This is a genomic window from Terrimonas alba (assembly GCF_042434975.1).
GTDB lineage: Bacteria > Bacteroidota > Bacteroidia > Chitinophagales > Chitinophagaceae > Terrimonas_B > Terrimonas_B alba.
Map to the genome: position 1 here is coordinate 579,282 of NZ_JBHMQM010000002.1, position 23,996 is coordinate 603,277.

Annotated in this window: 21 protein-coding genes; 10 read left to right on the forward strand and 11 right to left on the reverse strand. The window is 41.4% G+C overall.

Annotated elements, in window-relative coordinates; translation table 11 throughout:
- Positions 1-80: 80 nt before the first annotated feature.
- From ACFEL9_RS07315 to ahcY, 4 genes are all read right to left on the reverse strand, one after another.
- Positions 81-2,486, reverse strand: coding sequence for a spermidine synthase family protein (locus ACFEL9_RS07315; RefSeq protein WP_385887765.1), 2,406 nt, complete (start codon positions 2,484-2,486; stop codon positions 81-83).
- Positions 2,483-3,169, reverse strand: coding sequence for a protein-L-isoaspartate(D-aspartate) O-methyltransferase (locus ACFEL9_RS07320; RefSeq protein WP_385887768.1), 687 nt, complete (start codon positions 3,167-3,169; stop codon positions 2,483-2,485). The genes ACFEL9_RS07315 and ACFEL9_RS07320 overlap by 4 nt, the downstream gene beginning before the upstream one ends.
- 227 nt (positions 3,170-3,396) lie before the next feature.
- Positions 3,397-4,530, reverse strand: a complete 1,134-nt coding sequence (locus tag ACFEL9_RS07325; protein ID WP_385887771.1) for a redoxin family protein — start codon at positions 4,528-4,530, stop codon at positions 3,397-3,399.
- Positions 4,531-4,734: 204 nt separating this feature from the next.
- Entirely contained in the window at positions 4,735-6,060 is a 1,326-nt protein-coding gene (gene ahcY / locus ACFEL9_RS07330; protein WP_385887774.1) for an adenosylhomocysteinase, read from the reverse strand.
- 60 nt (positions 6,061-6,120) lie between these two features.
- Between ahcY and ACFEL9_RS07335 the strand changes: the two genes are divergently transcribed.
- Together ACFEL9_RS07335 and ACFEL9_RS07340 are read left to right on the forward strand one after the other, a co-directional pair.
- Positions 6,121-6,498 (forward strand): hypothetical protein, encoded by a 378-nt coding sequence (locus tag ACFEL9_RS07335; RefSeq protein ID WP_385887776.1) that lies wholly within the window; start codon positions 6,121-6,123, stop codon positions 6,496-6,498.
- A gap of 8 nt (positions 6,499-6,506) precedes the next feature.
- On the forward strand, positions 6,507-6,941 hold the full coding sequence (locus tag ACFEL9_RS07340; protein WP_385887779.1) for a M23 family metallopeptidase: 435 nt from the start codon (positions 6,507-6,509) through the stop codon (positions 6,939-6,941).
- Positions 6,942-6,964: 23 nt separating this feature from the next.
- Here ACFEL9_RS07340 and ACFEL9_RS07345 read toward each other — a convergent pair whose 3' ends face one another.
- The gene (locus ACFEL9_RS07345) at positions 6,965-7,489 is read right to left on the reverse strand and encodes a GNAT family N-acetyltransferase (RefSeq protein WP_385887782.1); all 525 of its coding nucleotides are present in this window, start codon (positions 7,487-7,489) and stop codon (positions 6,965-6,967) included.
- Between the two features lie 158 nt (positions 7,490-7,647).
- The gene (locus ACFEL9_RS07350; RefSeq protein ID WP_385887784.1) at positions 7,648-8,883 is read right to left on the reverse strand and encodes an isocitrate dehydrogenase (NADP(+)); all 1,236 of its coding nucleotides are present in this window, start codon (positions 8,881-8,883) and stop codon (positions 7,648-7,650) included.
- Positions 8,884-9,066: 183 nt separating this feature from the next.
- Between ACFEL9_RS07350 and ACFEL9_RS07355 the strand changes: the two genes are divergently transcribed.
- Complete coding sequence (locus tag ACFEL9_RS07355; protein WP_385887787.1) at positions 9,067-9,669, forward strand: Crp/Fnr family transcriptional regulator; 603 nt, start codon at positions 9,067-9,069, stop codon at positions 9,667-9,669.
- A 77-nt stretch (positions 9,670-9,746) separates the two neighbouring features.
- On the opposite strand, the gene ACFEL9_RS07360 is transcribed toward ACFEL9_RS07355, so the two are convergent.
- Together ACFEL9_RS07360 and ACFEL9_RS07365 are read right to left on the reverse strand one after the other, a co-directional pair.
- Positions 9,747-11,678, reverse strand: a complete 1,932-nt coding sequence (locus ACFEL9_RS07360) for an Nramp family divalent metal transporter (RefSeq protein WP_385887790.1) — start codon at positions 11,676-11,678, stop codon at positions 9,747-9,749.
- Complete coding sequence (locus tag ACFEL9_RS07365; protein ID WP_385887793.1) at positions 11,671-12,333, reverse strand: metal-dependent transcriptional regulator; 663 nt, start codon at positions 12,331-12,333, stop codon at positions 11,671-11,673. The genes ACFEL9_RS07360 and ACFEL9_RS07365 overlap by 8 nt, the downstream gene beginning before the upstream one ends.
- Before the next feature lie 107 nt (positions 12,334-12,440).
- Between ACFEL9_RS07365 and ACFEL9_RS07370 the strand changes: the two genes are divergently transcribed.
- Both ACFEL9_RS07370 and glgP read left to right on the forward strand, forming a co-directional pair.
- A complete protein-coding gene (locus tag ACFEL9_RS07370; RefSeq protein ID WP_385887795.1) occupies positions 12,441-13,412 on the forward strand; it encodes a hypothetical protein in 972 nt (323 codons plus the stop codon).
- Positions 13,413-13,543: 131 nt separating this feature from the next.
- Positions 13,544-15,199, forward strand: a complete 1,656-nt coding sequence (gene glgP, locus ACFEL9_RS07375; protein WP_385887798.1) for an alpha-glucan family phosphorylase — start codon at positions 13,544-13,546, stop codon at positions 15,197-15,199.
- Between the two features lie 72 nt (positions 15,200-15,271).
- Here glgP and ACFEL9_RS07380 read toward each other — a convergent pair whose 3' ends face one another.
- Positions 15,272-16,519, reverse strand: coding sequence for a 4-hydroxy-3-methylbut-2-enyl diphosphate reductase (locus tag ACFEL9_RS07380; RefSeq protein WP_385887801.1), 1,248 nt, complete (start codon positions 16,517-16,519; stop codon positions 15,272-15,274).
- 198 nt (positions 16,520-16,717) lie between these two features.
- Between ACFEL9_RS07380 and ACFEL9_RS07385 the strand changes: the two genes are divergently transcribed.
- Complete coding sequence (locus tag ACFEL9_RS07385; RefSeq protein ID WP_385887804.1) at positions 16,718-18,091, forward strand: alpha-amylase family glycosyl hydrolase; 1,374 nt, start codon at positions 16,718-16,720, stop codon at positions 18,089-18,091.
- A gap of 73 nt (positions 18,092-18,164) precedes the next feature.
- Here ACFEL9_RS07385 and ACFEL9_RS07390 read toward each other — a convergent pair whose 3' ends face one another.
- Both ACFEL9_RS07390 and ACFEL9_RS07395 read right to left on the reverse strand, forming a co-directional pair.
- Positions 18,165-19,655 carry a trypsin-like peptidase domain-containing protein gene (locus tag ACFEL9_RS07390; protein ID WP_385887806.1) on the reverse strand — a complete coding sequence of 497 codons (1,491 nt, stop codon included), beginning with the start codon at positions 19,653-19,655 and terminating at the stop codon, positions 18,165-18,167.
- 199 nt (positions 19,656-19,854) lie between these two features.
- Positions 19,855-20,853, reverse strand: coding sequence for an acyl-CoA reductase (locus tag ACFEL9_RS07395; RefSeq protein ID WP_385887808.1), 999 nt, complete (start codon positions 20,851-20,853; stop codon positions 19,855-19,857).
- Positions 20,854-20,909: 56 nt separating this feature from the next.
- Between ACFEL9_RS07395 and ACFEL9_RS07400 the strand changes: the two genes are divergently transcribed.
- The 4 genes from ACFEL9_RS07400 to ACFEL9_RS07415 all read left to right on the forward strand — a co-directional run bounded on the left by ACFEL9_RS07400 (position 20,910) and on the right by ACFEL9_RS07415 (position 23,911).
- Positions 20,910-21,257, forward strand: coding sequence for a 4Fe-4S dicluster domain-containing protein (locus ACFEL9_RS07400; RefSeq protein ID WP_385887811.1), 348 nt, complete (start codon positions 20,910-20,912; stop codon positions 21,255-21,257).
- A gap of 358 nt (positions 21,258-21,615) precedes the next feature.
- Entirely contained in the window at positions 21,616-22,605 is a 990-nt protein-coding gene (locus ACFEL9_RS07405; RefSeq protein ID WP_385887813.1) for a D-alanine--D-alanine ligase, read from the forward strand.
- A gap of 158 nt (positions 22,606-22,763) precedes the next feature.
- On the forward strand, positions 22,764-23,582 hold the full coding sequence (locus tag ACFEL9_RS07410) for a PASTA domain-containing protein (RefSeq protein ID WP_385887816.1): 819 nt from the start codon (positions 22,764-22,766) through the stop codon (positions 23,580-23,582).
- Positions 23,583-23,596: 14 nt separating this feature from the next.
- On the forward strand, positions 23,597-23,911 hold the full coding sequence (locus ACFEL9_RS07415; RefSeq protein ID WP_385887819.1) for a rhodanese-like domain-containing protein: 315 nt from the start codon (positions 23,597-23,599) through the stop codon (positions 23,909-23,911).
- Positions 23,912-23,996 lie beyond the last annotated feature (85 nt).

A 23,996-nucleotide genomic window follows, 5' to 3' on the forward strand; every position in this document is an offset into this window, starting at 1 on the left:
AATTCGGGGATGATACGACGCGAATGAAAGAATACATGCCATAGTTTTAAACAATAATCAAGGAGTTGGCTTTAGTTTAATTATCCCTGCAAACGAAGGTTAAATACTGCAAACAAACTTAATGCATAGGCAAGGGCTGATAACAACATCACCATAGTAAAACCCGCCTCTACAGCAAGTAAAGCGGCCAATGCAGCGCTGATCACCGACATGCAACCATTGATGCCCCAGGCCCAGGGAATATTTTTTTCCTCTATGCGGGATAATAATCTTAGACCCATCGGAAAAGGTATGCCCATCAATAAGGAAGGCACGGCAATGATGATAATTGAAATGACGGACTTTGGGGCAAGGCCAAGCCCAACGATATTTTGCAGGAATGCTGGCAGTACGAACGAGTATAGTAATAAAATGCCGGCAATCAATAGCAATATTTTTTTTATAGTAGACGTGTTTGTTCCGAACCCTGATGAATAATAACTGCCAATGCCTGATGCAATAAGCATTACGCCGATCACACCTGCAGCCGTATGTACAGGATTGCCAAAAAACAGGATGAATTTTTGGAGCAAAACGATTTCCAAAAACATATAGCCAATACCGATGCCGCTGAAATATAAAAATGTCCCGAACTTGTAGTTCCCTTTCCAGCCAATTTTAAACAAGGGTAGAATAATGAGGAGTAAGGCCAACACGGATAATTGTAAAAACGTAACAATGGATATAAGCCAACCCAACTCTAAAAAGGGAACTGATTGGGAGCCAAAGATGCTGGTAAGATGAGGAAGACTTTTGACACGCAGGTATTGTGAAAAATAAGGTTTATCATCTGTGGCGGGCTGTAGATAAAAATCATATTCTTTATACAAACGGTCCCTGTTTCCTGACAACAACTCATCCATGTAAGAAAAGAAAGAAGTATCGGTCATCCCATTATAAAATGTACGTTCTTCCGCTGTTATTCCCGGAAGAAAAACAGGATCAAAAAAAAGCGTATTGCAAAATTGACGGGTAGCGGATGTGTCTGATGAAGTGAAAGGCGATTTTTTTAACAGGAAACTAATAGTGCCCCAACTTCGGACGGCTGTTATATGTGAATGAATAGATGCCAGGCCTGCTGCTTCTGCTGTTTCGGTAATAGTTGCCGCAATCTTTAAAGGATTTCGGAAAGGATAATCCATCCAGGCGTTGATGCTGATCACTCCATCATCTGCTAATAAATTCCACATTTGCAGGAAGGCTTCTTTGGTGAGGCTGTATTCTTCCCGCATGGCGTATAAGCCTGCACTGCCGCCGAAGGAGCCAATCATCGGCAGTTGTATCAGGTCAAATTTTTTTTGCGTGGCAGATAAAAAAGTTCGGGGCTCGATGCTGTGAATCTTCACTGCCGGATGATGGTAAAGTGAATCACTGTCGTCAGCAAGTTCATGAAGTAAAAGATCGTTAATGGTTTTGTGAGGCTCAACGGCATCAATAGTTGAAGCATTCCTGCTGATGGCATGGGAAACCGATAATCCCGTTCCTGCATGCAACACAAGAACTCTGTCCCTTTTTTTTAATATGTACGGAAGTGCCATGGTCGTGTAGTCAAGCAGGTGCGAGGTATCTTTTTGCTTCAATGAAATCATTGGGCCGAGCCAGTCGCCATTACTAAACACGGCTTTTTTTACGGCTACTTCCCCGGTAAAAGCGAGGCTTAATCCGGGGGCATAGCGCAGTGCATCAGCCGAAACCATTTCAACAAAGCCATAAGGACTTGCTTTTCTCAGGGTAATTTGCGCAGCCGGTAAATTAAGTGTGCGACTCAAATTTTTGTATTCAGACATTGTAAGGTTAACAGGCTGTATGATTCTGTAAAATGTCAGCAGCACCGTGATAAGGGCAAATGAAATGACCAGAAAACGATTGTTGCGCTGCAATAAGAAGAGACCTGCAAGTACAGCTATTAGTGCTATTACCATGGGTAACACAGCGGGGAAAAAATATCCCGCAAGAAACGCGGCTATTATCGCTCCAATACCGGAACCTAAAAGATTAAAAAAGTACGCTTTGCCAATGCCTGCAACATATTTTACAAAAATGATCCCTAATGCCAGCGCACCAAAGAAAAAAGGAAAAAAGAAAAGCAGGTAATTTATGAGGAGCGATAGCCACTGACTACGGTTCACAAAAAGAAGATAAGAATCGAAACGTGCAAAGCCGCTCCGGCTAAGCCATACCGCCAACACCATCATAAGACCGCTTGCAATCATCAATAGCGGCAGTAACAGGTTGCTGTGATTAAGCAGCTGTTTTCGCAGCAGCGACAGAACTGTTCCCGCAGCGCCAAAGCCCAGCAAGGCTATGGATATAACCATATTGGCATAATGATACCATTGCACATAAGAAAGTAATTGAATGATAGCAACCTGGTAAGCGATAAGTGCCACGGAAAGCAGAGCCACGGCTGTCAATAGTCTGTTGTGATAAGAAAGCAGCCGGCTCATTGACTTCTTTTAAAAGGAACAAAGCGAACAGGCATCATACTGGTGGTACGGACTTTCCCATTTTTTTTCTCCACGAGCATTAGTTGCTGCACCATAAAGGGTGAGCCAACGGGTATGATCATTCGTCCGTTTTCCTTCAACTGTTCTATCAGTGGTGGGGGAATATGTTCTGCTGCAGCGGTGACAATGATAGCATCAAAGGGTGCCTTCTCTTTCCAGCCATAGTATCCGTCATCCGTTTTTGCCGAGATATTTTTATAATTGAGTTGGGTGAAAAGGGATCTTGCCCGCTTGCTCAACGTATCAATGATCTCGATCGTATACACTTCCTTGACAATGTTTGAAAGTATGGCGGCCTGGTAACCTGATCCAGTTCCGATTTCCAACACACGATGGCTCGCTTGTGGTCTTACAATCTCAGTCATGTAGGCAACAATATAAGGCTGGGATATCGTTTGTCCGAAACCAATAGGGAGGGGACGATCGTCATAGGCATCATCGATACTGTTTTTGGGAACAAACAAATGTCGGGGAACCTTTCTCAATGACGCCAATGTTGCAGCATCATGGATGCCACGTTCTTCTATCTGTCGTTTTACCATCTCTTCCCGCCGCTTCACATGAATATCCTGCTGCACAGGCAAAAGCCAGATGGATAATATGATCAGCTTTGTGACTCTCATACATAAAGTTTTTTAAAAATGAATCCGTTTATGCGATGAGAAATTTGTGAGATGACTTGCAGTGATCGCAGATCAAAGTTAGGTATTTCTGAGGGTAGCGTTATTGAGCATTAAGCATTGATCCCGATGATTATCGGGAGAATATTGAACATTTTTTCTGCTGAATTAAATCTCCAATGCTCATCGCTCAATTTTCAATGCTCAGGAAAAATAGAAGACATAGATTCTTAATAATACCTCCCGATCAAAGGATGATCCACAATCATCTTTTTCATTTTTGCCGGATCGATCAGGTATTGTTTTGCATAGAAAATTTTTCCACCTGGCTCCACAATTAACGTATAAGGAAGAGCTCCCTGCCAGTTGGGGTCAACAGCTTCAATCAAAGCATACTTGTTGTCAATATTGAAAAGATAATTTTTATTCGATGCCTGCCGGTTCTTTAAAAAACTTAATGCTTTTTGTTTTCGGGCGGTGTCATCCAGGCAAATGCTGATGAATTCGAAATCTCTTTCGCGGTACATCCGGTTAATAGTAATGAATTCAGGAAATTCAATAAGGCACGGACCGCACCAGGTGGCCCAGACATTGATGAGGCGTAGTTTGCCGGAATTATTTTTTAGCAGGTCTTTTATCCCGGCTTCATCAATCAGTTCGAGTGATACCGGCTCTTTTGCCCAGTCTTCAAATCCTTTTTTTACCCAATCATTTTTATCGGCCCATTTGATGGAGCAGCCAAATACTTTGGTAGTAGGATTGGTTACTTCCTTGTTTTGCAACAGTTCATCCAACGCATTTCTCGTATCAAAATGATTGGGTGTTTTGCCGGGCTTTTCTACATCATCAATGCGGCCCTGGTAGCGAAGTTTTCGTTGCTTATCAAAAATAAAAACATGGGGCGTTACCACCGGACCATAAGCTTTTGACATGCTTTGTTTATTACCATCATAGAGATAAGGAAAGTTGAACTTTTTTTGTTTGGCCCGGATCTTCATTTCTTCAAACGAATCACTCATGTCCGTATAGCCCAGCTCATCCAGGCGAACAGCAGCGGGATCGTTTGGAGAAACAGCAACAATACCCACATTTTGGGGAGTATAATCCTTTGCCAGTTGAATGATACGGTCTTCATAAGCCTGAGCAGTAGGGCAGTGGTTGCAAGTGAAAATGATGACAAGAAGATTGTATTTGCTGAATGATGCCAGCGAATAAATTTTATTATCTATCCCTTTTAATTTAAAGTCAGGAGCTGTTGAGCCGATGGGCAATGTCTTCGGTTCGTCTGAAAAATGGGGAAAGCAAAATGCTGTTTGGTGAAGAAAACAAACAGACAAGATAAGGGTCACGATCCTGTTTTTCATAAATGGTCATTTTATGAAAGTTAGAAAAATTGGTGGAAAAGGAGGAAATTTCTCCTTAACAGACGTGGGGTGACATTGTATTCCTGGTTAATAAAAGTCAACTGAAATTGATAATAGCAATAACAATACTGCGGTTAGTAAAATAAAAAAGCCAATCTCCAAAAGAGACTGGCCTATATTCATTATCCTTTAGGGGAAATGGGTTTAATACCTATACAATTCCGGCTTAAACGGACCTTCTTTCTTAATACCTAAATACTCAGATTGTGCGGTAGTTAATTCATCCAGCACAACACCAATTTTTGCCAGGTGCAGGCGGGCAACTTTTTCGTCTAATACTTTTGGCAACACATATACTTTGTTCTCGTAGCTTTTGTGGTTGGTCCACAATTCTATTTGCGCCAAAGTTTGGTTACTGAAAGAATTACTCATTACGAAGCTTGGGTGTCCTGTGGCACAACCCAGGTTTACCAAGCGGCCCTCAGCCAGGATGATGATGTCTTTACCATCTATATTGTAAATGTCAACCTGTGGTTTGATGGTGTCTTTTGTATGACCATAGTTGGTATTCAACCAGGCAATATCAATTTCAATATCAAAGTGACCGATATTACAAACGATGGCTTTATCTTTCATCAGTTTGAAGTGTGCACCGGTAATGAGGTCGCGGCAGCCAGAAGCTGTTACAATAATGTCAGCTTCTTTCACGGCATCGATCATTTTCTTTACTTCAAAGCCATCCATGGCAGCCTGTAATGCGCAGATAGGATCGATTTCGGTAACGATAACACGGCAACCGGCGCCTGCTAATGAAGCGGCAGAACCTTTACCAACATCACCATAACCACCAACAACTGCTATTTTACCAGCCAGCATTACATCCGTAGCACGACGGATAGAATCAACCAATGATTCTTTACAGCCGTATTTATTATCGAATTTAGATTTGGTAACAGAATCATTCACATTGATAGCAGGCATCGGCAATGTACCTTTCGCTACTCTTTCATACAAACGGTGAACACCGGTAGTAGTTTCTTCAGAGATACCTTTTACATGTTGTACTAATTCAGGATAAGTGTCCAGTACCATATTAGTCAAGTCGCCACCATCATCAAGGATCATGTTCAGGGGTCTGTCTTTACCACCAAAGAACAGGGTTTGTTCAATACACCAATCCGCTTCTTCCTGCGATTGGCCTTTCCACGCAAAAACGCCGATACCGGCAGCAGCAATAGCAGCCGCGGCGTGATCCTGTGTTGAGAAGATATTGCAAGAACTCCATTTTACTTCAGCACCCAATGCCACCAATGTTTCGATGAGCACGGCTGTTTGAATGGTCATGTGTAAACAACCGGCAACACGGGCGCCTTTCAGTGGTTGGGAAGGACCGTATTCAGCACGAATCGACATAAGGCCGGGCATTTCAGCTTCGGCTAAACGAATTTCTTTACGGCCCCATTCAGCTAATGAAATATCAGCTACTTTATATGGGAGTGAAAAGTCAATGGACTTAGTTTGTGTAGACATTTTATAAGTTTTTTTCGGGGGCAAAGGTAAGGGAAAGCTGCGAGCCATCAACTATGAGCTGTGAGACTTTCTATATATGATTGGGCAGGGAATATGGCTCAGACTTTGTTAACTTTGGAATACTCAAAACAACCATTTATGTACACCTACGATACGGTTTCCGGGGCTGTAAATGGCCTTAAGAAAAGAGGCTATACCATTGACTTTAACCTGGATGAAAATTCCCTGGTATGCCGCGAGGATAAATTAAATCCGGAGGATTTTGAGATCGTAGAAGTTTACCGGTTTGAAGGGAACAGTGACCCGGCGGACGAAGCGATTGTGTACGCAATTGAAAGTAACCGCGGTCATAAAGGCGTATTGGTAAATGGCTATGGACCGTCATCAGATGCCATGGGCTCGGAAATGGCTAAAAAATTGGAAATACATACTCATTAAAATAAGTTATGCTTAAATTTCTGTACCTGCTGATTATTTGTTTACCCCTTAGTCTGACGGCACAAAAGAAAGACTTACCTCAACTGTCCTGCTTTTTAACTGATCCTGTTCAGCACGCCCCGGAAAAAGCGGCAATCAATGTCGGTCAACCTGAACCAAAAATTATCTTGTCAAGTACGACTGATACCCTTGTCAAAGCCTGCATCGATGCAACAATCAGTAATGTACAAAAGGATGAAGAGGGCAAATGGGAAATCGTTTTTTATCATAAGGATTATTGGTTTTGGCTCTCGGGTGTATCTAAACCATCGGTCAGAAAAGATCAAAAGGTAAAAACAGGTGATGCTATCGGGATATTGCAACCAGGGCAAAAGTTGGAATTATTGCTTTATGATTTTGAAACACCGATCGACCCGAAAAAATATATGCACTGCGGAAAGTGAGTCGGGAGATTGGAGTCGGGGAGTCAGGAATCATTAGATGGGCTCCGAACTCCTGACTCCTGACTCAATATCTTCTCCATCACATAGTCATTCATAAAAAAACCATTGCCTATATCAATGTCTTCTTCTTTTATGACCCTGAAGCCCAATTTTTCGTAAAAGAACCTGGCTTTGTTTTGCCGGTTTACATTCAGTAATAAACCTAGTGCACCCCGCTGCACTATTGTTTTTTCAATTTCATCCAATAGAAAACGCCCCGTGCCTTTGCCCTGTTGGGATGGAAGGACATATATCTTATGCAGTTTGTAAGTACCGGGCTTTTCAAGTCCAAAAGCGGCGAAACCTACTGGTTGCGTTCCATCATACACAATGACAAAATCTATCTTGTTTTGTAGTTGTTCAAGGAGAGTCTTTTCATTGTACATTTTATTGAGCATATAATCAATCTGCTCCTGGGTTAAGATATGGCCATAGGCAGAGGGCCATATTTGGCAGGCGAGATCATGTATCAGCGAAACATCTTCCGGCAAGGCTTTTCGTATCGTCATGCTTGCAATAATTTACCAGCCACGAAAGTAAGCATACCAGTAAAGACGACCATGGGGCTTCATCATAAACATGCCAGGGATAAAAAAAAGACGTCTCATTGCTGAAACGCCTTTGTTTGGTTTATTCTGAAAGACTATTTGTGGTAATCTCGGGTGAATTATAATCCCATTTTCTTTTTCAGGTTAGCATCAATAGCATCTAAAAATTCTTCGGTATACAAATAATGCTCACCATGTTTTACTTTATTGCCGTGTATGCAGACAGCCAGGTCTTTTGTCATTTTACCCTGCTCTACTGTTTCAATACAAACTGCTTCTAATGCATTACTGAAATCAATCAAGGCCTGGTTGCCGTCTAATTTACCGCGAAAGGCAAGCCCCCTGGTCCACGCAAAGATGGATGCGATAGGATTGGTGCTGGTGGGTTTGCCGGCCTGGTGTTCACGATAGTGACGGGTAACCGTTCCATGTGCAGCTTCTGCCTCCATGGTTTTACCATCAGGAGTAATCAAAACAGAAGTCATCAATCCTAAAGAGCCAAAACCTTGTGCTACAGTATCACTTTGCACGTCGCCGTCGTAGTTTTTACAAGCCCAAACAAAGTTGCCGTTCCATTTTAAAGCACTAGCCACCATGTCATCGATGAGGCGGTGCTCGTACACGATACCTGCGGCGTCAAATTGTGCTTTAAATTCTTTTTGATAGATGTCTTCAAAAATATCTTTAAAACGACCATCATATTTTTTGAGAATAGTGTTTTTAGTAGACAAATACAGCGGCCATTTTTTGCTCAGGGCCATATTGAAACAGCTTCTTGCAAAACCTATAATACTTTCATCGGTATTATACATCGTCATTGCGACGCCATCTCCCTTGTAGTTGAATACTTCGAAAGTCTGTGGCTCTCCACCGCCTTCAGGCGTAAAGGTCATGGTCAATTTTCCTTTGCCCTTGATGACCGTATCTGTTGCCCGGTATTGATCGCCGAAGGCATGACGACCAACAATGATCGGAGCCGTCCAGTTGGTAACCAATCTTGGAATATTGCTGATCACAATTGGCTCACGAAACACCGTTCCATCCAGGATATTGCGGATAGTGCCGTTCGGGCTCTTCCACATTTGCTTCAGATTAAACTCTTTTACCCTTGCTTCATCAGGGGTGATGGTGGCGCACTTGATACCTACTCCATGTTCTTTGATGGCGTTGGCCGCATCAATGGTCACCTGGTCATTGGTCTGATCCCGGTATTCAACTCCGAGGTCATAATATTTTATATCCAGTTCTACATATGGCAGGATTAGTTTGTCCTTAATAAACTTCCAGATGATTCTTGTCATTTCATCTCCGTCTAATTCAACGACCGGCTTTGCAACTTTGATCTTTTGGGCCATAATACTTTTTTTAAGGTTAATATTCAATGGCTGTACTGGCGGTACAGGGCCGCAAATCTACAATTTATCACGAAGTATTATAATCAATTCTCAGGGGGTTAATTTTAAGGATAGGCAAACAATTTTTTCAGAGGGGGTTGATTTTGGTCAATTTATTGCGTAACTTTTCTTGGTACAATAATCATGGATACTACAAGACTTTTTCACCAATACCTGAATAAGTTTGTTAATATAACAGACGAAGAGTTTGAGCAATACTTCATGCCTATTATTAAAGTCAGGCGTTTTGGAAAGAAGGAATATCTTATCAAATCAGGTGAAGTAGAGCCATATTTCAACTTTGTTATAAAGGGGCTGGTTCGCAAATATTATAAAAAGGGCCACCAGGAAATCAATACTCAAATTTCCCGTGAAGGACAGATCATCATGAGCCAGCAATCATTCCTGGGGCGCTATCCTTCCGAATATCATATTGAAGCCATCGAGCCGACTGTGGTTGTTTCTATTAAGTACGAACATTTGGAAGAATTGTACAAGAAGTCAAAAAAGATGGAACACCTGGGTCGTCTGGTAGTTACTTATATCATGGTGATTAGTGATCGCTGGCAAATGCAAATGGTAAAAATGACTCCCCGTGAACGTTTTTTAAATTTTGTAATGAAGAACCCCGAACTAATGCAACGGGTACCTCAAAAATATCTTGCCAGCTATCTTAATATCAAGCCTGAGACCTTTAGCCGGTTTAAGCATTTACTTAGAAATCACTCGAAAAATAATGCAGCCTGAGTCAACGGCAATAGACAATTGGCAATTAGCAAGATTAAGGGCTATCAGGTTCTTTGCCTATTGCCATTTGCTAATTGTCAGAGATGCACGATCAGCACCGGTATTTTTAAATCGTGACGAACGGCATTGATCGTTTCGCCATAAATAAAATCTTTTAATCCCGAGTGTCCATGTGCTCCCACGATCAGCATATCCGCGTTTTCTTCCTGCACGATTCTGACAATTTCTTTGGCCCTGCTTTGAAAACCCAAAATGCCTTTTGAATCAAAACCTTTTTCTTTTAGCTGGCTTACAAATGTGTCCAGTCGTTGCTGATCATTTAAAGTTTCATAGTCATCTGTTTCGTTACCCAATATCCGGGCAGTGGGGCTTTCTACAATATGTATTAAGACAAAACTGGTATCCTGCCTTGCCTGCCCGATAGCAGAGGCCAACAACCGGATGTCGTTTTCGCTAAAGTCCAAAGCAACGGCGATCTTTTTATAAGCCGGGATCTGGATGTTTTGTAAGCCATGAATTTCAGGATGCATTTGAATTGAAGCTGCTCTTTTTGTTTTTACAGATAAGGGGTACATGAAAGAAAAGACCAATAGGGCTACGAACAAAATCCCCGCTATTACAATGAAAGCCTTAGCTAATATATTGTCAGATGAGGTAAAGAAAGCAACAGCTTCCTGTGTCAGCATTTTTAAATTTAAATATACCAATACAGACGCTACCAACCAGGCAAATAGTTGTACAATGGGTTTGATGGCAAAACTGCCCATCGTCTTTTTATCACTTACAAAATGTATGAGTGGTATAATGGCAAAACCCAGTTGCAGGCTCAACACCACCTGGCTAAAGACTAAAAGACTATCTACCTCATCTTCGCCAAAAACTGCAATGACGATAATTGCAGGGATAATCGCTACTAAGCGGGTGATCAGCCGGCGCATAATGGGATTGATACGTAAACGCAGGTAGCCTTCCATTACAATTTGTCCTGCTAACGTACCCGTCACCGTGGAACTCTGGCCCGATGCAATGAGGGCAACGGCAAACAAGGTAGAGGCAATGGATGAACCCAACATAGGAGACAACAATTCATGAGCCTGTTTTATTTCGCCTACTTCGGTTCTGCCCGTTTGAAAAAAAACTGTGGCCGCCAAAATCAGGATAGCAGCATTGATCAAAAAAGCGATATTCAATGCAACGGCGCTGTCAATAAGACTCCATTTTAAAGCTTGTTTAATTCCCTGTTGATTTTTTTTGATTTTCCTTGTTTGTACGAGGGCCGAATGCAGGTATAAATTATGCGGCATCACGGTGGCACCAATTATACCAATGGCTAAATACAATGCAGTTTCTTTGGGTAATGCGTTAGTGATCCCTTTTGTCTTATAAAGATCAGCGGCTTCTGGCAGCGAGGGAATGAAACCTTTCAATACTTCATGCAATTGAGGTTGTGCAATGATGATATTGAACAGAAAACAAATGCCTATCACTCCAATTAAGCCGATAATAAAGGCCTCCATCTTGCGGATACCCAGACGTTGCAGGTACAAAAGGAGGAAAGTATCGAACACGGTAATTGAAACCCCCCATATCAATGGGAGGCCAGTCAATAATTGGATGCCAATGGCCATTCCCAATATTTCTGCAAGATCTGTTGCGGCAATCGCAATTTCAGCTAATAACCACAGCACAAAATTCATTCGCTTGGGGTATGTTTCCCGGTTGGCTTGTGCAAGGTCACGACCTCTTACAATCCCCAATCTTGCACTTAAGCTTTGCAGCAACAGCGCCATGATATTGCTCATCAGCAAAACCCAAATTAAACTGTACCCATATTTACTTCCACCGGCGAGGTCAGTGGCCCAGTTGCCAGGATCCATGTAACCCACACTAACCAGGTAAGCTGGTCCAAAAAAAGAAAGAATACGTCTCCACGTGGGGCGATGGGCTGAAGTAGTGTCGACACTTTCGTGAACTTCACTCAATGATGTATCGGGTAAATTCTTAGTCATCGTATTTCACAAAAATATTTTTGGCGAGTTCGCCACTGATATTGGTAGGAGATTGCTGGCGGATTTTTATTTCAAGCGAGCTGTCAAAATTGAATTTCTTTTTTGTTTCCAACTTTGTGCCAATGCCAATTTTTTTATGGCTAAGCAATTCCAGCATTTCGGTAGATTGATCGCTGACATAACAAACAGTTGCCATTTTATTTAAGGGCAAATTTGCCAGGCAAACCTGCCTGCTGGTTTCAATTTTTCCGCTGGCATCCGGAATTGGATCACCATGCGGATCGTAGCGGGGGAACCCCAGGTATTCATCCAGTTTGTCAATCAGTTTTTTGCTGCTCACATGTTCCAGGTCTTCCGCTACGGCATGTACTTCATCCCAATTGAATTTTAATTTTTCCGCTAAAAAATATTCCCATAGCCGGTGACGGCGGATAATAAGCAATGCCACTTTACGACCTTCACTTGTCAGATTGAAACCATGATAAGCCTTGTAATGAACCAGTTTTTTGCTGCTCAATTTTTTCATCATATCAGTTACGGAAGCAGGCTTTGTTTGAAGTTCGGCAGCCAGTTCATTCGTGGTCACTGTTCCTCCTTTCTGCAGATGAAAAATAGCCTTGATGTAATTTTCTTCACTCGTGGAATAATTCAACACAGCTAAAATTATTTTTAGACAAACCTAAAATATTATTATCAGCCATCCAAATTTTCTGTTGAGTATAAAGGCGGAAACCGTTAATTTGCCGTTACAATTGAGTCACTATGCTGCTATTTCGCAAGTATTGCCTGTTTGTTCTTTTTGCTGTCATGATGGTAAGCTGCAAATCAAAAAAGCCATCACTTTCGGGAGAAGACCCGGTTGAAATAGCTGATTTCATTGATTTTTTTCCGGCAGCAAAACTTCCATACCAGGTTGCTGACAGCACGCTATTAAGGAAAGAAAAAGATTCGCTGCTGATCAGCTACAAAGTATTTACACAATTTGTACCTGATTCTATACTGACACAGGCATTGGGTAAAACAACTAAAATTAAAATTTATCCGCTGGCAAGAATTGATGGCGATGAAACCTATCTTTTTGCAAAAACTATTGCAGGAAATAAGAGAGCGGCTTTAATCCTCGGATTCGATAAAAAGCAACAGTTTATTGCCGGGATGCCTTTTTTAAAGCAAGATGACCTGGCGGCTACGCAGCAGGCAGCGAGTATAGACACCCGTTATTCGATTTATAAAACAATACTTAAAAAAAATGCGAATGGGACGGTGAGTGAAGGAAAGGATGTGTATGTGCTGAATAGCGGGTCTAAAAGTTTTATGCTGATTATGACAGATGCACTCGACGACAGGGTAAGCGAGTTGACCAACCCGATCGATACATTTTCCCGCAAACAAAAATATACCGCTGATTATGGCAGTGGTAAAATGAACCTCGTTTCATTCAGGGATGGACGAAAGAATGACCGGCTCAGCTTTTTTATTCATTTTGAAAAAAACAACGGAGAATGTACCGGTGAGCTAAAAGGTGAGGCCATCATCAAATCACCAACCTTGGCAGAATACAGGGAAGGAGGCGATCCCTGTGTTTTACAATTCAAATTTTCTTCTTCAGCGGTTACGATAAAAGAAATTGACGCCTGTGGTTCGCGACGGGGATTGCGATGCTCTTTCGACGGAATTTATCCAAGAAAAAAGGAAGCAAAACCCAAGCCAGTAAAGGCCAAAAAGCCCAAATAATAGCCATTTCCAAATTAACCTTTATCTTGCGCCCTCGTGTAAAATCAACACAGTGTTGAGACACTATTTTGATGGTGTTTCAGCGTTTTTTTGAAGTAATTCAAAACTTGCCAAAAACTAAATTTTTAAAGATGAGTTTTACCAATTTTAAGGTTCCATATCCTGTCGAGCAGAATTATTCCAAACGGGTTGCTTATTTCTCCATGGAGTTTGCTGTGCATCAACCGTTGAAGATCTACAGCGGTGGTTTAGGTTTTCTTGCCGGTTCACACTTGCGTAGTGCGTATGAATTAAAACAAAATTTAATTGGTGTAGGTATTTTATGGAAATATGGGTATTACGACCAGGAGCGAAACCAGGATCAAACCCTGGATGTTGCCTGGAATGAAAAAAACTATAGTTTCCTCGAGGATACGAACATAAAATTCCAGATCAATGTGCATGAACACCCGGTTTGGGTAAAAGTATTTTACCTGAATCCCGAAACATTTAAATCGGCGCCATTATTTCTTTTATCAACTGATACGCCTGAGAATGATTATGTATCACAAACGATTACTCACCGGTTGTATGATGCAAATGTCGCTACGAAAGTGGCTCAATATATTTTACTGGGTGTTGGTGGCGCCAAATTGATGGATGTATTGGGCTTTAACCCGGAGCTTTACCATCTGAATGAAGCGCATGGCTTGTCGGCGGCGTTTTATCTCTATGGCAAATTCAACCGGAAGATAGATGAGGTAAAGAAAAGACTGGTGTTTACAACTCATACACCGGAAGAAGCGGGCAATGAAAAACATGATATCTATCTCTGTCATAAAATGAGTTATTTCTGCGGGCTGAGTGTTGATGAAGTAAAGAAACTGACAGGCATTAATGATGACGCCTTCAATCACTCCCTCGTGGCCCTACGCTTTGCTCATTTGGCCAATGGTGTATCTGAATTGCACGGACATGTGTCGAGGGCTATGTGGAGTAAATACGACGACATTTGCCCGATCATTTCGATTACCAATGCGCAGAATTATCGTTATTGGGCGGATAAGCAATTGTATCGCTTTAGAGAGGCCGGTGATGATTATGGAATCGATGACAGGAAAAAATATCTTAAAAAGAGAGCTTTTGATATTGTAGCTGATCAAACCGGTAAAATATTTAATCCGGATGTATTCACGATAGTATGGGCACGACGTTTTGCGGGCTATAAGCGGGCCGGGCTTATTACCACCAATGAAGGACGTTTCAAAAAATTGTTGAACAATCCAAAGCATCCTGTTCAAATTATCTGGGCCGGAAAGCCTTACCCCGTTGATCATCCTGCTATCAGCGAATTCAACCAACTGGTGTATTTAAGCAAACAGCATAAGAATGTAGCTGTTCTTACGGGTTACGAGTTAGCTTTATCCAAACGATTGAAACAGGCAGCGGACTGTTGGTTAAATAATCCCCGTGTGCCCCGCGAAGCTTCAGGTACCAGTGGCATGACGGCAGCCATGAACGGCGCAGTCAATTTTTCAACTGATGATGGTTGGATACCCGAATTTATCAACCATGGACACAATGGCTTTGTGGTGCCCAAAGCGGATTATGCTAATATGGCTACGCATGAGCAGGATCAGTATGACCTAAACAAATTGTATGAAATACTGGAAAAAGAAATCCTTCCTGTTTACTATGACAATTACAATACCTGGCGCCAGATCATGAAAAATGGAATGGAGGATGTTCGCTTCCGTTTCGATAGCAACCGTATGGCGCATGAGTATTATGATTTGTTGTATAAGTAAAGAAAAGACTGAATAAGGGAATAAAGAAAAGTGACCTTAATGCGAGGTCACTTTTCTTTTAGAGGTATTTTTTTACTGAAACTTATCAATCAAATCCTCAACGGTTTTAGGAGCATTGTAGAAACTTACCAACCTTGTTATAACTCCTTCTACAATTGCATCCGGACAAGATGCCCCGCTGGTGATAAGAATTTTTACAGGCTCCTCATCCGGAAGATATCCCGTGGTCAATAATTCTTCTTTGGTATGAAAATTATAATGAAGAATATCTTTAGCTGAAATAATCTTTTCCTCGTTGTTTATAAAATAAGTAGGTAGTTTTTCCTCGCACAATTCTACAAGGTGAGAGGTATTGGAAGAATTGTAGCCGCCAACAACGATCGCTAAATCAGCGTCGGTTTCCAACATGCCGGTGACGGCTGTTTGGTTGTCATTGGTGGCATAGCAAAGAGTATCTCTTGTGTCGGCAAATCGCTCCGCGATAGTTGAAGTGTTTAACTGGTAATGATCCATCATCACTTGTTTCAGGTAATCGGCGATAGCCTGTGTGTCGCTAGCGAGCATGGTGGTTTGGTTGACCACTCCAATTCTTTGCAGGTCTTTCTCAATGGAAAAGCCTTCCGAGTATTGTCCTTTGAATTCGGAATAAAATTGTTCACCCGGTTTTTCGCCGGTTATATATTTTGCCAGCTCTTTTGTTTGCTGCATGTCTTTCACCACCACTGAAGGTGCATTGATGGCTGCATGAGAAAAAGTAGCTCTTGTTTCTTCATGATTGGGCTTGCCATGAATAATGATGCTGTAATTTTTTTTAGCGATAGCTTCACTGCGGTTCCATACTTTTTCTACAAAGGGACAGGTGGTGTTGTATTTTTCAATCTGTATACCGATCTTTTTTAATTGTTGTTCAATGGCAAGGGTAGTACCAAATGCAGGAATGATTACAATGTCATCAGCCGTCAAAGCGGAAAAGGGTACCAATTGTTTGCCATAAGTGTCCTGTAAGAATTCAACTCCGTGAGACTGCAGATCGGCATTTACCTGCGGGTTATGGATCATTTCACTCAACAAAAAAATCCTTTTACCCGGATTTTCATTTACTGTTCTGAAGGCTATTTCAATGGCATTTTCTACTCCATAGCAAAATCCAAAATGGCGTGCTAAGTAAATATGAATGGGTCCAAAGTCCAAAAGGGTAGGCGTAAAATCCCTGCCTGACGGCGAGGCAGGCTTTTTCATTTTATCCATTTCTTTCCGCTTTTTTTTGATAGCGGTGATCAATGGACTTCTGTATATGATAGGTACTTCAAAACTTTTCATGCAGAACCATGATTTTCCGGATTGAAGGTCTGCCTGACGGCAGACAGGGATTAGGAGGAAAATCGGGACGCAAGTTACCAATTTTGTCCGAAGTAGAATGCACCGGCAATTGCCTACTGCCAACTGATAGCATGGAACCAGTAACTATTTTTCATCATGCCGCCTCAAGTTCTTATTTTCACCCAAATGGTACTGAAAATGCGCCATAGTATAATTATTGTGATTGCCGTGCTGCTGGCGGGCTGTGGCGATAATTCTTTAAAAACAAAAACAACAGGAAAAGGCGATATGATGGCAATAGCAAAAACTGTGGCATGGGCACATACAACAAATATTTATGAGGTGAACCTGCGACAATACACTACAGAGGGGACTTTTCTCGCATTTCTAAATGAATTGCCAAGATTGAAGAATATGGGCATCAAAACACTTTGGTTTATGCCAATAACGCCCATAGCCCAAAAAAACAAAAAAGGCTCAATGGGCAGCCAGTATGCCTGTTCGGATTATACGGCCATTAATCCCGAGTTTGGAACATTGGATGACTTCAAAGCACTTGTAAAAGAATCGCATCGACAGGGCTTTAAAGTGTTGATTGATTGGGTAGCTAATCATACGGGATGGGATCATGTTTGGACGAAAGAACACCCGGAGTATTACCTGAAAGATGAATCCACCAATGATTTTTTGATGGCCAGTGGAATGGATGACATCATTGAACTCGATTACAGCAATCAGTTAATGCGTAAGGCTATGATTGATGCGATGAAATATTGGGTGAGAGAGGCAGACATCGATGGTTTCCGTTGTGATCTGGCTGCCTGGGTAGAGGTAGACTTTTGGCAGGAAGCAAGACCGCAGGTTGACTCATTGAAACATTTGTTTTGGTTGGGTGAATTTGATGAGCTGGAAAATCCTGATTACGGAAAAGTATTTGATGCCAGTTACAGTTGGAAATGGATGCATACAACGAGAGATTTTTACCAGCATCATAAACCGCTGACTGTTTTGACTTCGCTACTGCAACAGTATAGCCAATTGGGCGATGGCTCCATGCGGGCCTGGTTTACCAGCAATCATGACGAAAATAGCTGGAACGGCACCGAATATGAAAAGTATGGACAAATGGCGAAGGCATTGGCAGTGTTCAGCACTACATGGAACGGTGTGCCGCTTATTTATAGCGGGCAGGAACTACCGAATAATAAGCGGTTGGAGTTTTTTGAAAAAGATACGATTGAGTGGAACGGAAAATATGAGCTGCATGATTTTTATAAAGCATTACTGAATCTTCATTCCAGTCATCCTGCATTGCGTGGTGGCGACAAGAATGTTGCGACCTATATGCTGCAAACATCTCACCGGGAAAATGTTTTGGCTTATCTTCGCAAGCACGATGACAAAGAAGTATTAATTGTGCTGAACTTATCATCCGCATCATTTGATCTTTCAATAACTGACACACATTTGAGAGGAGAATTCAATAATGCATTGTCTGCTGGCGGCGAAAGATTTATTACGGGACATGATTTGACTGTGAAAGCATGGGACTATTTTGTCTTTGAAAGATAGTTGGCCGGAATATTAAAATAAGAAAGCCCCGATTTCGGAGCTTTCTTATTTTTTTATAATTACAGTGATCAGTTTATTGACTTTCCAAATTCAATGGATAACGATAAGTGCCATCATATCCGGGGTAAATACCTTCTAATTGAACAGTTCCTTCCATAGCAGATAACATTCTTCCAAGGGCCTGTACATTGCGAACGTCCTGGCCATTCACACTTAATATAACAAAACCTTCCTGCATTCTTGTGCGGCTTATCGAACCTCCATCTTTAATTTTCTTAACGACCACGCCACCATCCACTTCATACTGCTCTGCTTTTTTCTTGTCGAGAGTCTCCAGGTCTGCGCCTAACATTTCACCGATGCTACTGTTAGAGGCGGTTTCATCATAAGTGCCAACTTTGGAGCTTAATGTTACGGTAGACGAATAATCTTTACCGTCTCTCTTGTAAGAAATCTTCACCTTATCGCCAGCATTGTAAGAGGCAATTGTTCCCTGCAATTCAGTCCATGAATTAATAGGAATATCGTTAATACCAGTAATAATGTCGCCCTTTCTCAAGCCGATTGTTGCAGCTGCACCATCTTTTGGCACCGCACCTATATGTGCACCACCACCAGCTTCAATTTTTGTTTCATCAACCTGCACACCCAAATAAGGCCTTTTAACATCGCCAAATTTGATCAGGTCATTCACAATTTTCTTTACCAGGTTTACAGGTATGGCGAATGAGTAACCGGCGTACGTACCGGAAGGAGCCAATATAGCTGAATTAATACCCACGAGCTGTCCATCAGTAGTGATTAAAGCACCACCACTATTTCCCTGGTTTACGGCTGCATCTGTTTGAATAAACGACTCAATCGGTGTCTGGCTTTGTCTTGCATTGATGCCGATCGCCCTTCCTTTTGCACTCACAATACCGGCTGTTACGGTTGTTTCTAATGTCAAGGGATAACCAACTGCCAAAACCCACTGTGCCAATTTCAGGTTATCTGAGTTGCCATAAATCATATATGGGAAGTTAGTACCGTCAATTTTCAATACGGCCAGGTCACTGCTTGGATCTTTACCAATCAGCTTAGCTTTATAAACTTTCTTATTGCTCAATGTTACAGTAATCTCGTCGGCAACACCCGCTCCACCATCAGAGATTACGTGGTTATTGGTTACGATATAACCGTCATCGCTAATGATTACACCGCTTCCGGATGCTCTTTGCTCAGGTTGTATTTGCGGACCAAAATTGAAAAACTGCTCAAACCAATCCTCAGCGCTGTTTCTGCGGTTACGTGGAAGATCATTGCTGATTTTTTTTGCAGGAATTTTTGTTTTTATATGCACGACGGCGGGAACTGCAGCATTAGCAGCTTTTGTAAAGTCAATCGCATCGGCCGGGGCGCCGGCAATATTTTCATTGAAACCTGCATAGTTGACAGGAAGTTTGCCATTGGTGGATTGTACGAATGCTGTTTTTTCATGAGTAAGCTTTCCATAGGTCCACACACTGCCAACGGCTGAAGCGGCACTAACACCAACAATCAGTAGAAGTTGTTTCCATTTCATATTCTTTATTAATTTTTATTTTATTCAGTAATAAGCTCAGCAAGGGTTAACTCAAATTGTATGCCTTAGCCACACAAAATAACAAACTGTCATAACAAGTTCTCTTACCGTCAGTTCAGTTTAACAAATCATTTACTAAGCCTTTCGTACTTCAATACAAATTTAACCAAGTTTGCGGAGAAAATTACGCTGTTATGACTTAGAGCGAAAGAAGGAAGCGAATTGTATCAATTCCATCGGCAAAATCAGTTAAGGAAGGATTTTGCGCCTGGCCAAAGGGGGTAAAATTTTTTCCCACGATACATTGCAGGGAATCGTTCTGTTTTAATGATTCAGCAAGATCGGTTTCGTTAGCGTAATACTCATAATTCAACTGGCTGATGGGTGAAAAAATGGAAGATTCTTCAGCGAGCAGAACAGATTCGGTACTCATATAAACCTTTTTATTGAGTAAGAGAATTGCCAGGTTATAATCGTAGTTGTTTTTGTATTTATGGTGGTCAGCGAGGTAATTATATTTTTTAAAGACGGTCAGCAATTTGATGAAGTCATAATTTTCCGGCACAAATATCTTCGTTACGTTTCTACAGCCTAAGCCAAAATACAGGTAAACATCATCTGCCAGTTTTTCCAATTCATCAGTAGTTTCTTTTCCGGTTAATACGGCCACGGATGTTCTGTTGCGACGGATAATATTAGCGTACTTTCCAAAATAATATTCAAAGTGGCCCGCAGAGTTATTGCTGCCTGTGGCAATGTAGGCATCGCAACCTTTCAGCATCTCCGAAAAAATGATAAGACTGCGTACTTCCTCATTCCAGGAAGCCATTATTTCAACCAGGTGCTTTAATAAAACCTGGTCTTTTGACGAAAGCTTGATACAGGCAATATGACCCGTGATGAACACGCAGAGCATATCATGAAATCCAACCAGCGGAATATTTCCTGCCATAACGATCCCAACCTTTTTTGGTGATGGGTTTTCATGGGGTAGTTGATAAGTTTTGCACCAGGTTTCAAGTTTATCTTTTTGTAAAAAAGAAGTGGCAATATTATCAGTGGATAATTCAATGAATTCAGGAATGAACCATCCATTTTCCCGACTGGCTTTTTCTTTTGTTTGCTGCCAAAAGTTGTTGTCAGATTTTATATATTCGCCGAGCCTTACCAATAAATCGATGCGTTGTTGTAAATTCATCTGCAAAGATTAATTTTGTTTGGCAAAAATAAGATCACTCATTTAATCATAATTGTATGGCTATTAAGATAACTGATGAATGTATTAATTGTGGAGCATGTGAACCTGAATGCCCGAATAACGCCATTTATGAAGGCGGGGTAGAATGGGCTATTTCAGATGGTACCTCTGTAAAAGGCTCTTTTACATTATTGGATGGAACTATTGTGGATGCAGATCAAAAAAATGCCCCGGTCAGTGTTGACACGTATTACATCACACCTAACAAGTGTACGGAATGCCAGGGTTTTCATGAAGAGCCCCAATGTGCGGCTGTTTGTCCGGTAGACTGCTGTGTGCCTGATGAAATGTACCAGGAAACGGTGGAACAACTAATGGCTAAAAAGGAAAGCCTGCATATTTGATGTGCAAAAAAAGCTGCTGATAAAAAAGCAATTGGCACATATTTTCTATAACTTACGACAGCATAATAAAGCAGGTAATACTGCTAATTTTCAGGCGGGTGATATTTCCCGTCGTAAAAAGGTGAAGGAGAAACGGCCTTCACCTTTCTTATTGTCTGAACCTGGGTTTTTGAGATTATTGGAAAAAAATATCACAGTCCACTTCGTTATAAGTATAAGTATTTCATCGCCTCACAACGCACGATTAACCACTCACCAGTTTACATTTTGAGAAATAAATCAATTTTAGCGATCTAAATTTCCTGCTAAGCAATTTTTCCTCAATATTTGTGCTTCAAAAAAGCAGTCCTATATTATTATGAAGAAGAATATAGCCCTCGTAACGGGCGGTTTCTCAGGCGAAGCAGTTATTTCCTATAAAAGTGCCACTACGATTGGTAACAATCTCGACCCCGAAATCTTCAATGTGTACAAAATTGATGTCAATCCAAATGGTTGGTTTTATGAAATGACTGATGGCAGGAAAGTGGAAGTTGATAAAAATGATTTCTCACTGCAGTTGGATAATAAAAAGATTGATTTTGATGCGGTGTTTATTGGCATGCATGGAACACCTGGTGAGGATGGAAAATTGCAGGGCTATTTTGATACACTTAAAATTCCCTACACCAGTTGCAACGCTGCAACTTCTGCTATCACTTTTAATAAGCGATACACGGTAGCCATTGCAAAAATGGCCGGGGTGGCTGTAGCTAATTCCGTTCATTTATTTAAACACCTGCCAGTTTCTTCCTTACAGATAGCTGATCAATTAAAATTGCCTGTGTTTGTTAAACCCAATAATGGTGGTTCAAGCATTGGCATGAGCAAGGTGGATAAGAAGGAAGATCTTGATGGGGCGATTGAAAAAGCGTTTAAAGAAGACGACCAGGTGCTGGTGGAAGAAATGATTAAAGGCCGCGAGTTTACGGTCGGTGTTTTTAAAACAAAAGGCAATATTGTTGTATTACCCATTACAGAAGTAAAGGCGCATGATGATAAAGCTTTTTTTGATTTCGAGGCTAAATACCAGGGTAAGTCAACGGAAACAACACCGGCGCAGGTGGATGAAGCAATTGCAGATAAAATAAGGGATGCGGCAAAAAAGATATATTCGGTATTTAATTGCCGGGGAGTAGTCAGAATTGATTTTATTTACAATGAAGAAAGCGGACAGCCCTATATGCTGGAGATTAATACCATTCCCGGTCAAAGCGAAGCGAGCATAGTGCCGCAACAGGTAAAAGCAATGGGATGGAGTCTGAAGGAGTTTTATACTAAGTTGGTGGAAGAAGCGTTTGAAGGTTAATTTTGAAATTTAGACCGATAGGAGAGCAAATGATTTCCCATTACAAACCGACATTAAAACTTTTCGTCCTGGAATTACGCAAAGAAGGGTTGAAAAATTTAATCAAAGGTTACTCTTGACAATATCAATAATAAAATTTACAAGAGAAATTTATCTGCATGTTCAAATTCATTACACACAAGCCATTATGGGCTAATATCCTTGCCGGGATTCTTATTGCTGTTATTCTTTTTTTCATTTTTATTTTTTCGCTCAATTGGTTTACACATCATGACCAGTCAAAGACTGTTCCTTCCGTTGTTGGCAAATCATTCGAGGCAGCCAGGGAATTATTGGAACAAGGTGGATTTGAAGTGGAAATACAAGATTCCCTTTACGTTGATACTTCTAAACCCATGCATGTGTTGAAACAAGTACCTGAAGCGGATGAAAATGTGAAAGTGAACCGAACGGTATACCTGACTATAAACCGTTCTGTTCCGCCAATGGTAGATATGCCGAACCTTGTTGGCTATAGTTACCGCAGTGCTGAAATGGCGTTGAAGAATTCTAATCTCAGGGTGGGAGATACATCTTTCAAAGCAGATTTTGCAAAAAATGCCGTTTTGGAACAGCATTATAACGGATCGGTTATTACACCGGGTACCAAAATCCGGATGGGCAGCAAAATTTCGCTGGTGCTGGGCAATGGAGTAGGGGAGCGTCAATTTGTTGTACCAACTTTGATAGGCATGACCTATGGGCAAGCCAAGTCCTTACTGGAGTCACATGGCCTGAACTTAGGTGTTGTCATTGCCCCGGACATCGACGACACTGTTAATGCTTATATTTATAAACAAAGTCCGGAGCGGTATGATGCTGGTAAACGTTTCAGGTATATCCGTTCCGGCCAATTAATGGATATCTGGTTGCAAAAGGACAAACCTGTCACTGACAGTGTTGCTGCTCCATTGGAAGAGGAAGAATTACCTGAATAAACTAACTTTGCGCCATGCAAAATATAACCGTTGAAGAATTGAAAAGCCGCCTGGATGCCGGCGAAAAATTGAACATTGTTGATGTTCGTGAGCCACATGAAAATGCAGAATTTAATATCGGGGGCATTTTATATCCCCTGGGGAAAGTGCAAACGATGATGGTGGATGAATTAGAACCTTTAAAGGACCAGGAAGTGATCGTGTATTGCCGTAGTGGGAACCGGAGCGGACAAGCTTGTCTTATTTTAGACACGTTGGGTTTTAAAAACACCAAGAACCTCGTTGGCGGAATGCTGGCCTGGCAGGAGAAGATAAAGAACCACGATTAATAAAGAGCCACGATTCTTTGGATTTGAAAAAAATTATACGGAAATCAAAGCCGCTTCAAACTTTGAAGCGGCTTTGATTTTTAAT

Excerpts from the sequence above, each read along its gene's own strand:
- ACFEL9_RS07400 (WP_385887811.1), top strand. The coding sequence starts at position 20,910 with ATGGCTATTAAGATAACTGATGAATGTATTAATTGTGGAGCATGTGAA.
- ACFEL9_RS07385 (WP_385887804.1), top strand. The coding sequence starts at position 16,718 with ATGCGCCATAGTATAATTATTGTGATTGCCGTGCTGCTGGCGGGCTGT.
- ACFEL9_RS07415 (WP_385887819.1), top strand. The coding sequence starts at position 23,597 with ATGCAAAATATAACCGTTGAAGAATTGAAAAGCCGCCTGGATGCCGGC.
- ACFEL9_RS07390 (WP_385887806.1), bottom strand. The coding sequence starts at position 19,655 with ATGAAATGGAAACAACTTCTACTGATTGTTGGTGTTAGTGCCGCTTCA.
- ACFEL9_RS07395 (WP_385887808.1), bottom strand. The coding sequence starts at position 20,853 with ATGAATTTACAACAACGCATCGATTTATTGGTAAGGCTCGGCGAATAT.
- ACFEL9_RS07405 (WP_385887813.1), top strand. The coding sequence starts at position 21,616 with ATGAAGAAGAATATAGCCCTCGTAACGGGCGGTTTCTCAGGCGAAGCA.
- ACFEL9_RS07345 (WP_385887782.1), bottom strand. The coding sequence starts at position 7,489 with ATGACGATACGAAAAGCCTTGCCGGAAGATGTTTCGCTGATACATGAT.
- glgP (WP_385887798.1), top strand. The coding sequence starts at position 13,544 with ATGAGTTTTACCAATTTTAAGGTTCCATATCCTGTCGAGCAGAATTAT.
- ACFEL9_RS07320 (WP_385887768.1), bottom strand. The coding sequence starts at position 3,169 with ATGAGAGTCACAAAGCTGATCATATTATCCATCTGGCTTTTGCCTGTG.
- ACFEL9_RS07340 (WP_385887779.1), top strand. The coding sequence starts at position 6,507 with ATGCTTAAATTTCTGTACCTGCTGATTATTTGTTTACCCCTTAGTCTG.
- ACFEL9_RS07360 (WP_385887790.1), bottom strand. The coding sequence starts at position 11,678 with ATGACTAAGAATTTACCCGATACATCATTGAGTGAAGTTCACGAAAGT.
- ACFEL9_RS07410 (WP_385887816.1), top strand. The coding sequence starts at position 22,764 with ATGTTCAAATTCATTACACACAAGCCATTATGGGCTAATATCCTTGCC.
- ACFEL9_RS07355 (WP_385887787.1), top strand. The coding sequence starts at position 9,067 with ATGGATACTACAAGACTTTTTCACCAATACCTGAATAAGTTTGTTAAT.
- ACFEL9_RS07315 (WP_385887765.1), bottom strand. The coding sequence starts at position 2,486 with ATGAGCCGGCTGCTTTCTTATCACAACAGACTATTGACAGCCGTGGCT.
- ACFEL9_RS07350 (WP_385887784.1), bottom strand. The coding sequence starts at position 8,883 with ATGGCCCAAAAGATCAAAGTTGCAAAGCCGGTCGTTGAATTAGACGGA.
- ACFEL9_RS07325 (WP_385887771.1), bottom strand. The coding sequence starts at position 4,530 with ATGAAAAACAGGATCGTGACCCTTATCTTGTCTGTTTGTTTTCTTCAC.
- ahcY (WP_385887774.1), bottom strand. The coding sequence starts at position 6,060 with ATGTCTACACAAACTAAGTCCATTGACTTTTCACTCCCATATAAAGTA.
- ACFEL9_RS07380 (WP_385887801.1), bottom strand. The coding sequence starts at position 16,519 with ATGAAAAGTTTTGAAGTACCTATCATATACAGAAGTCCATTGATCACC.
- ACFEL9_RS07370 (WP_385887795.1), top strand. The coding sequence starts at position 12,441 with ATGCTGCTATTTCGCAAGTATTGCCTGTTTGTTCTTTTTGCTGTCATG.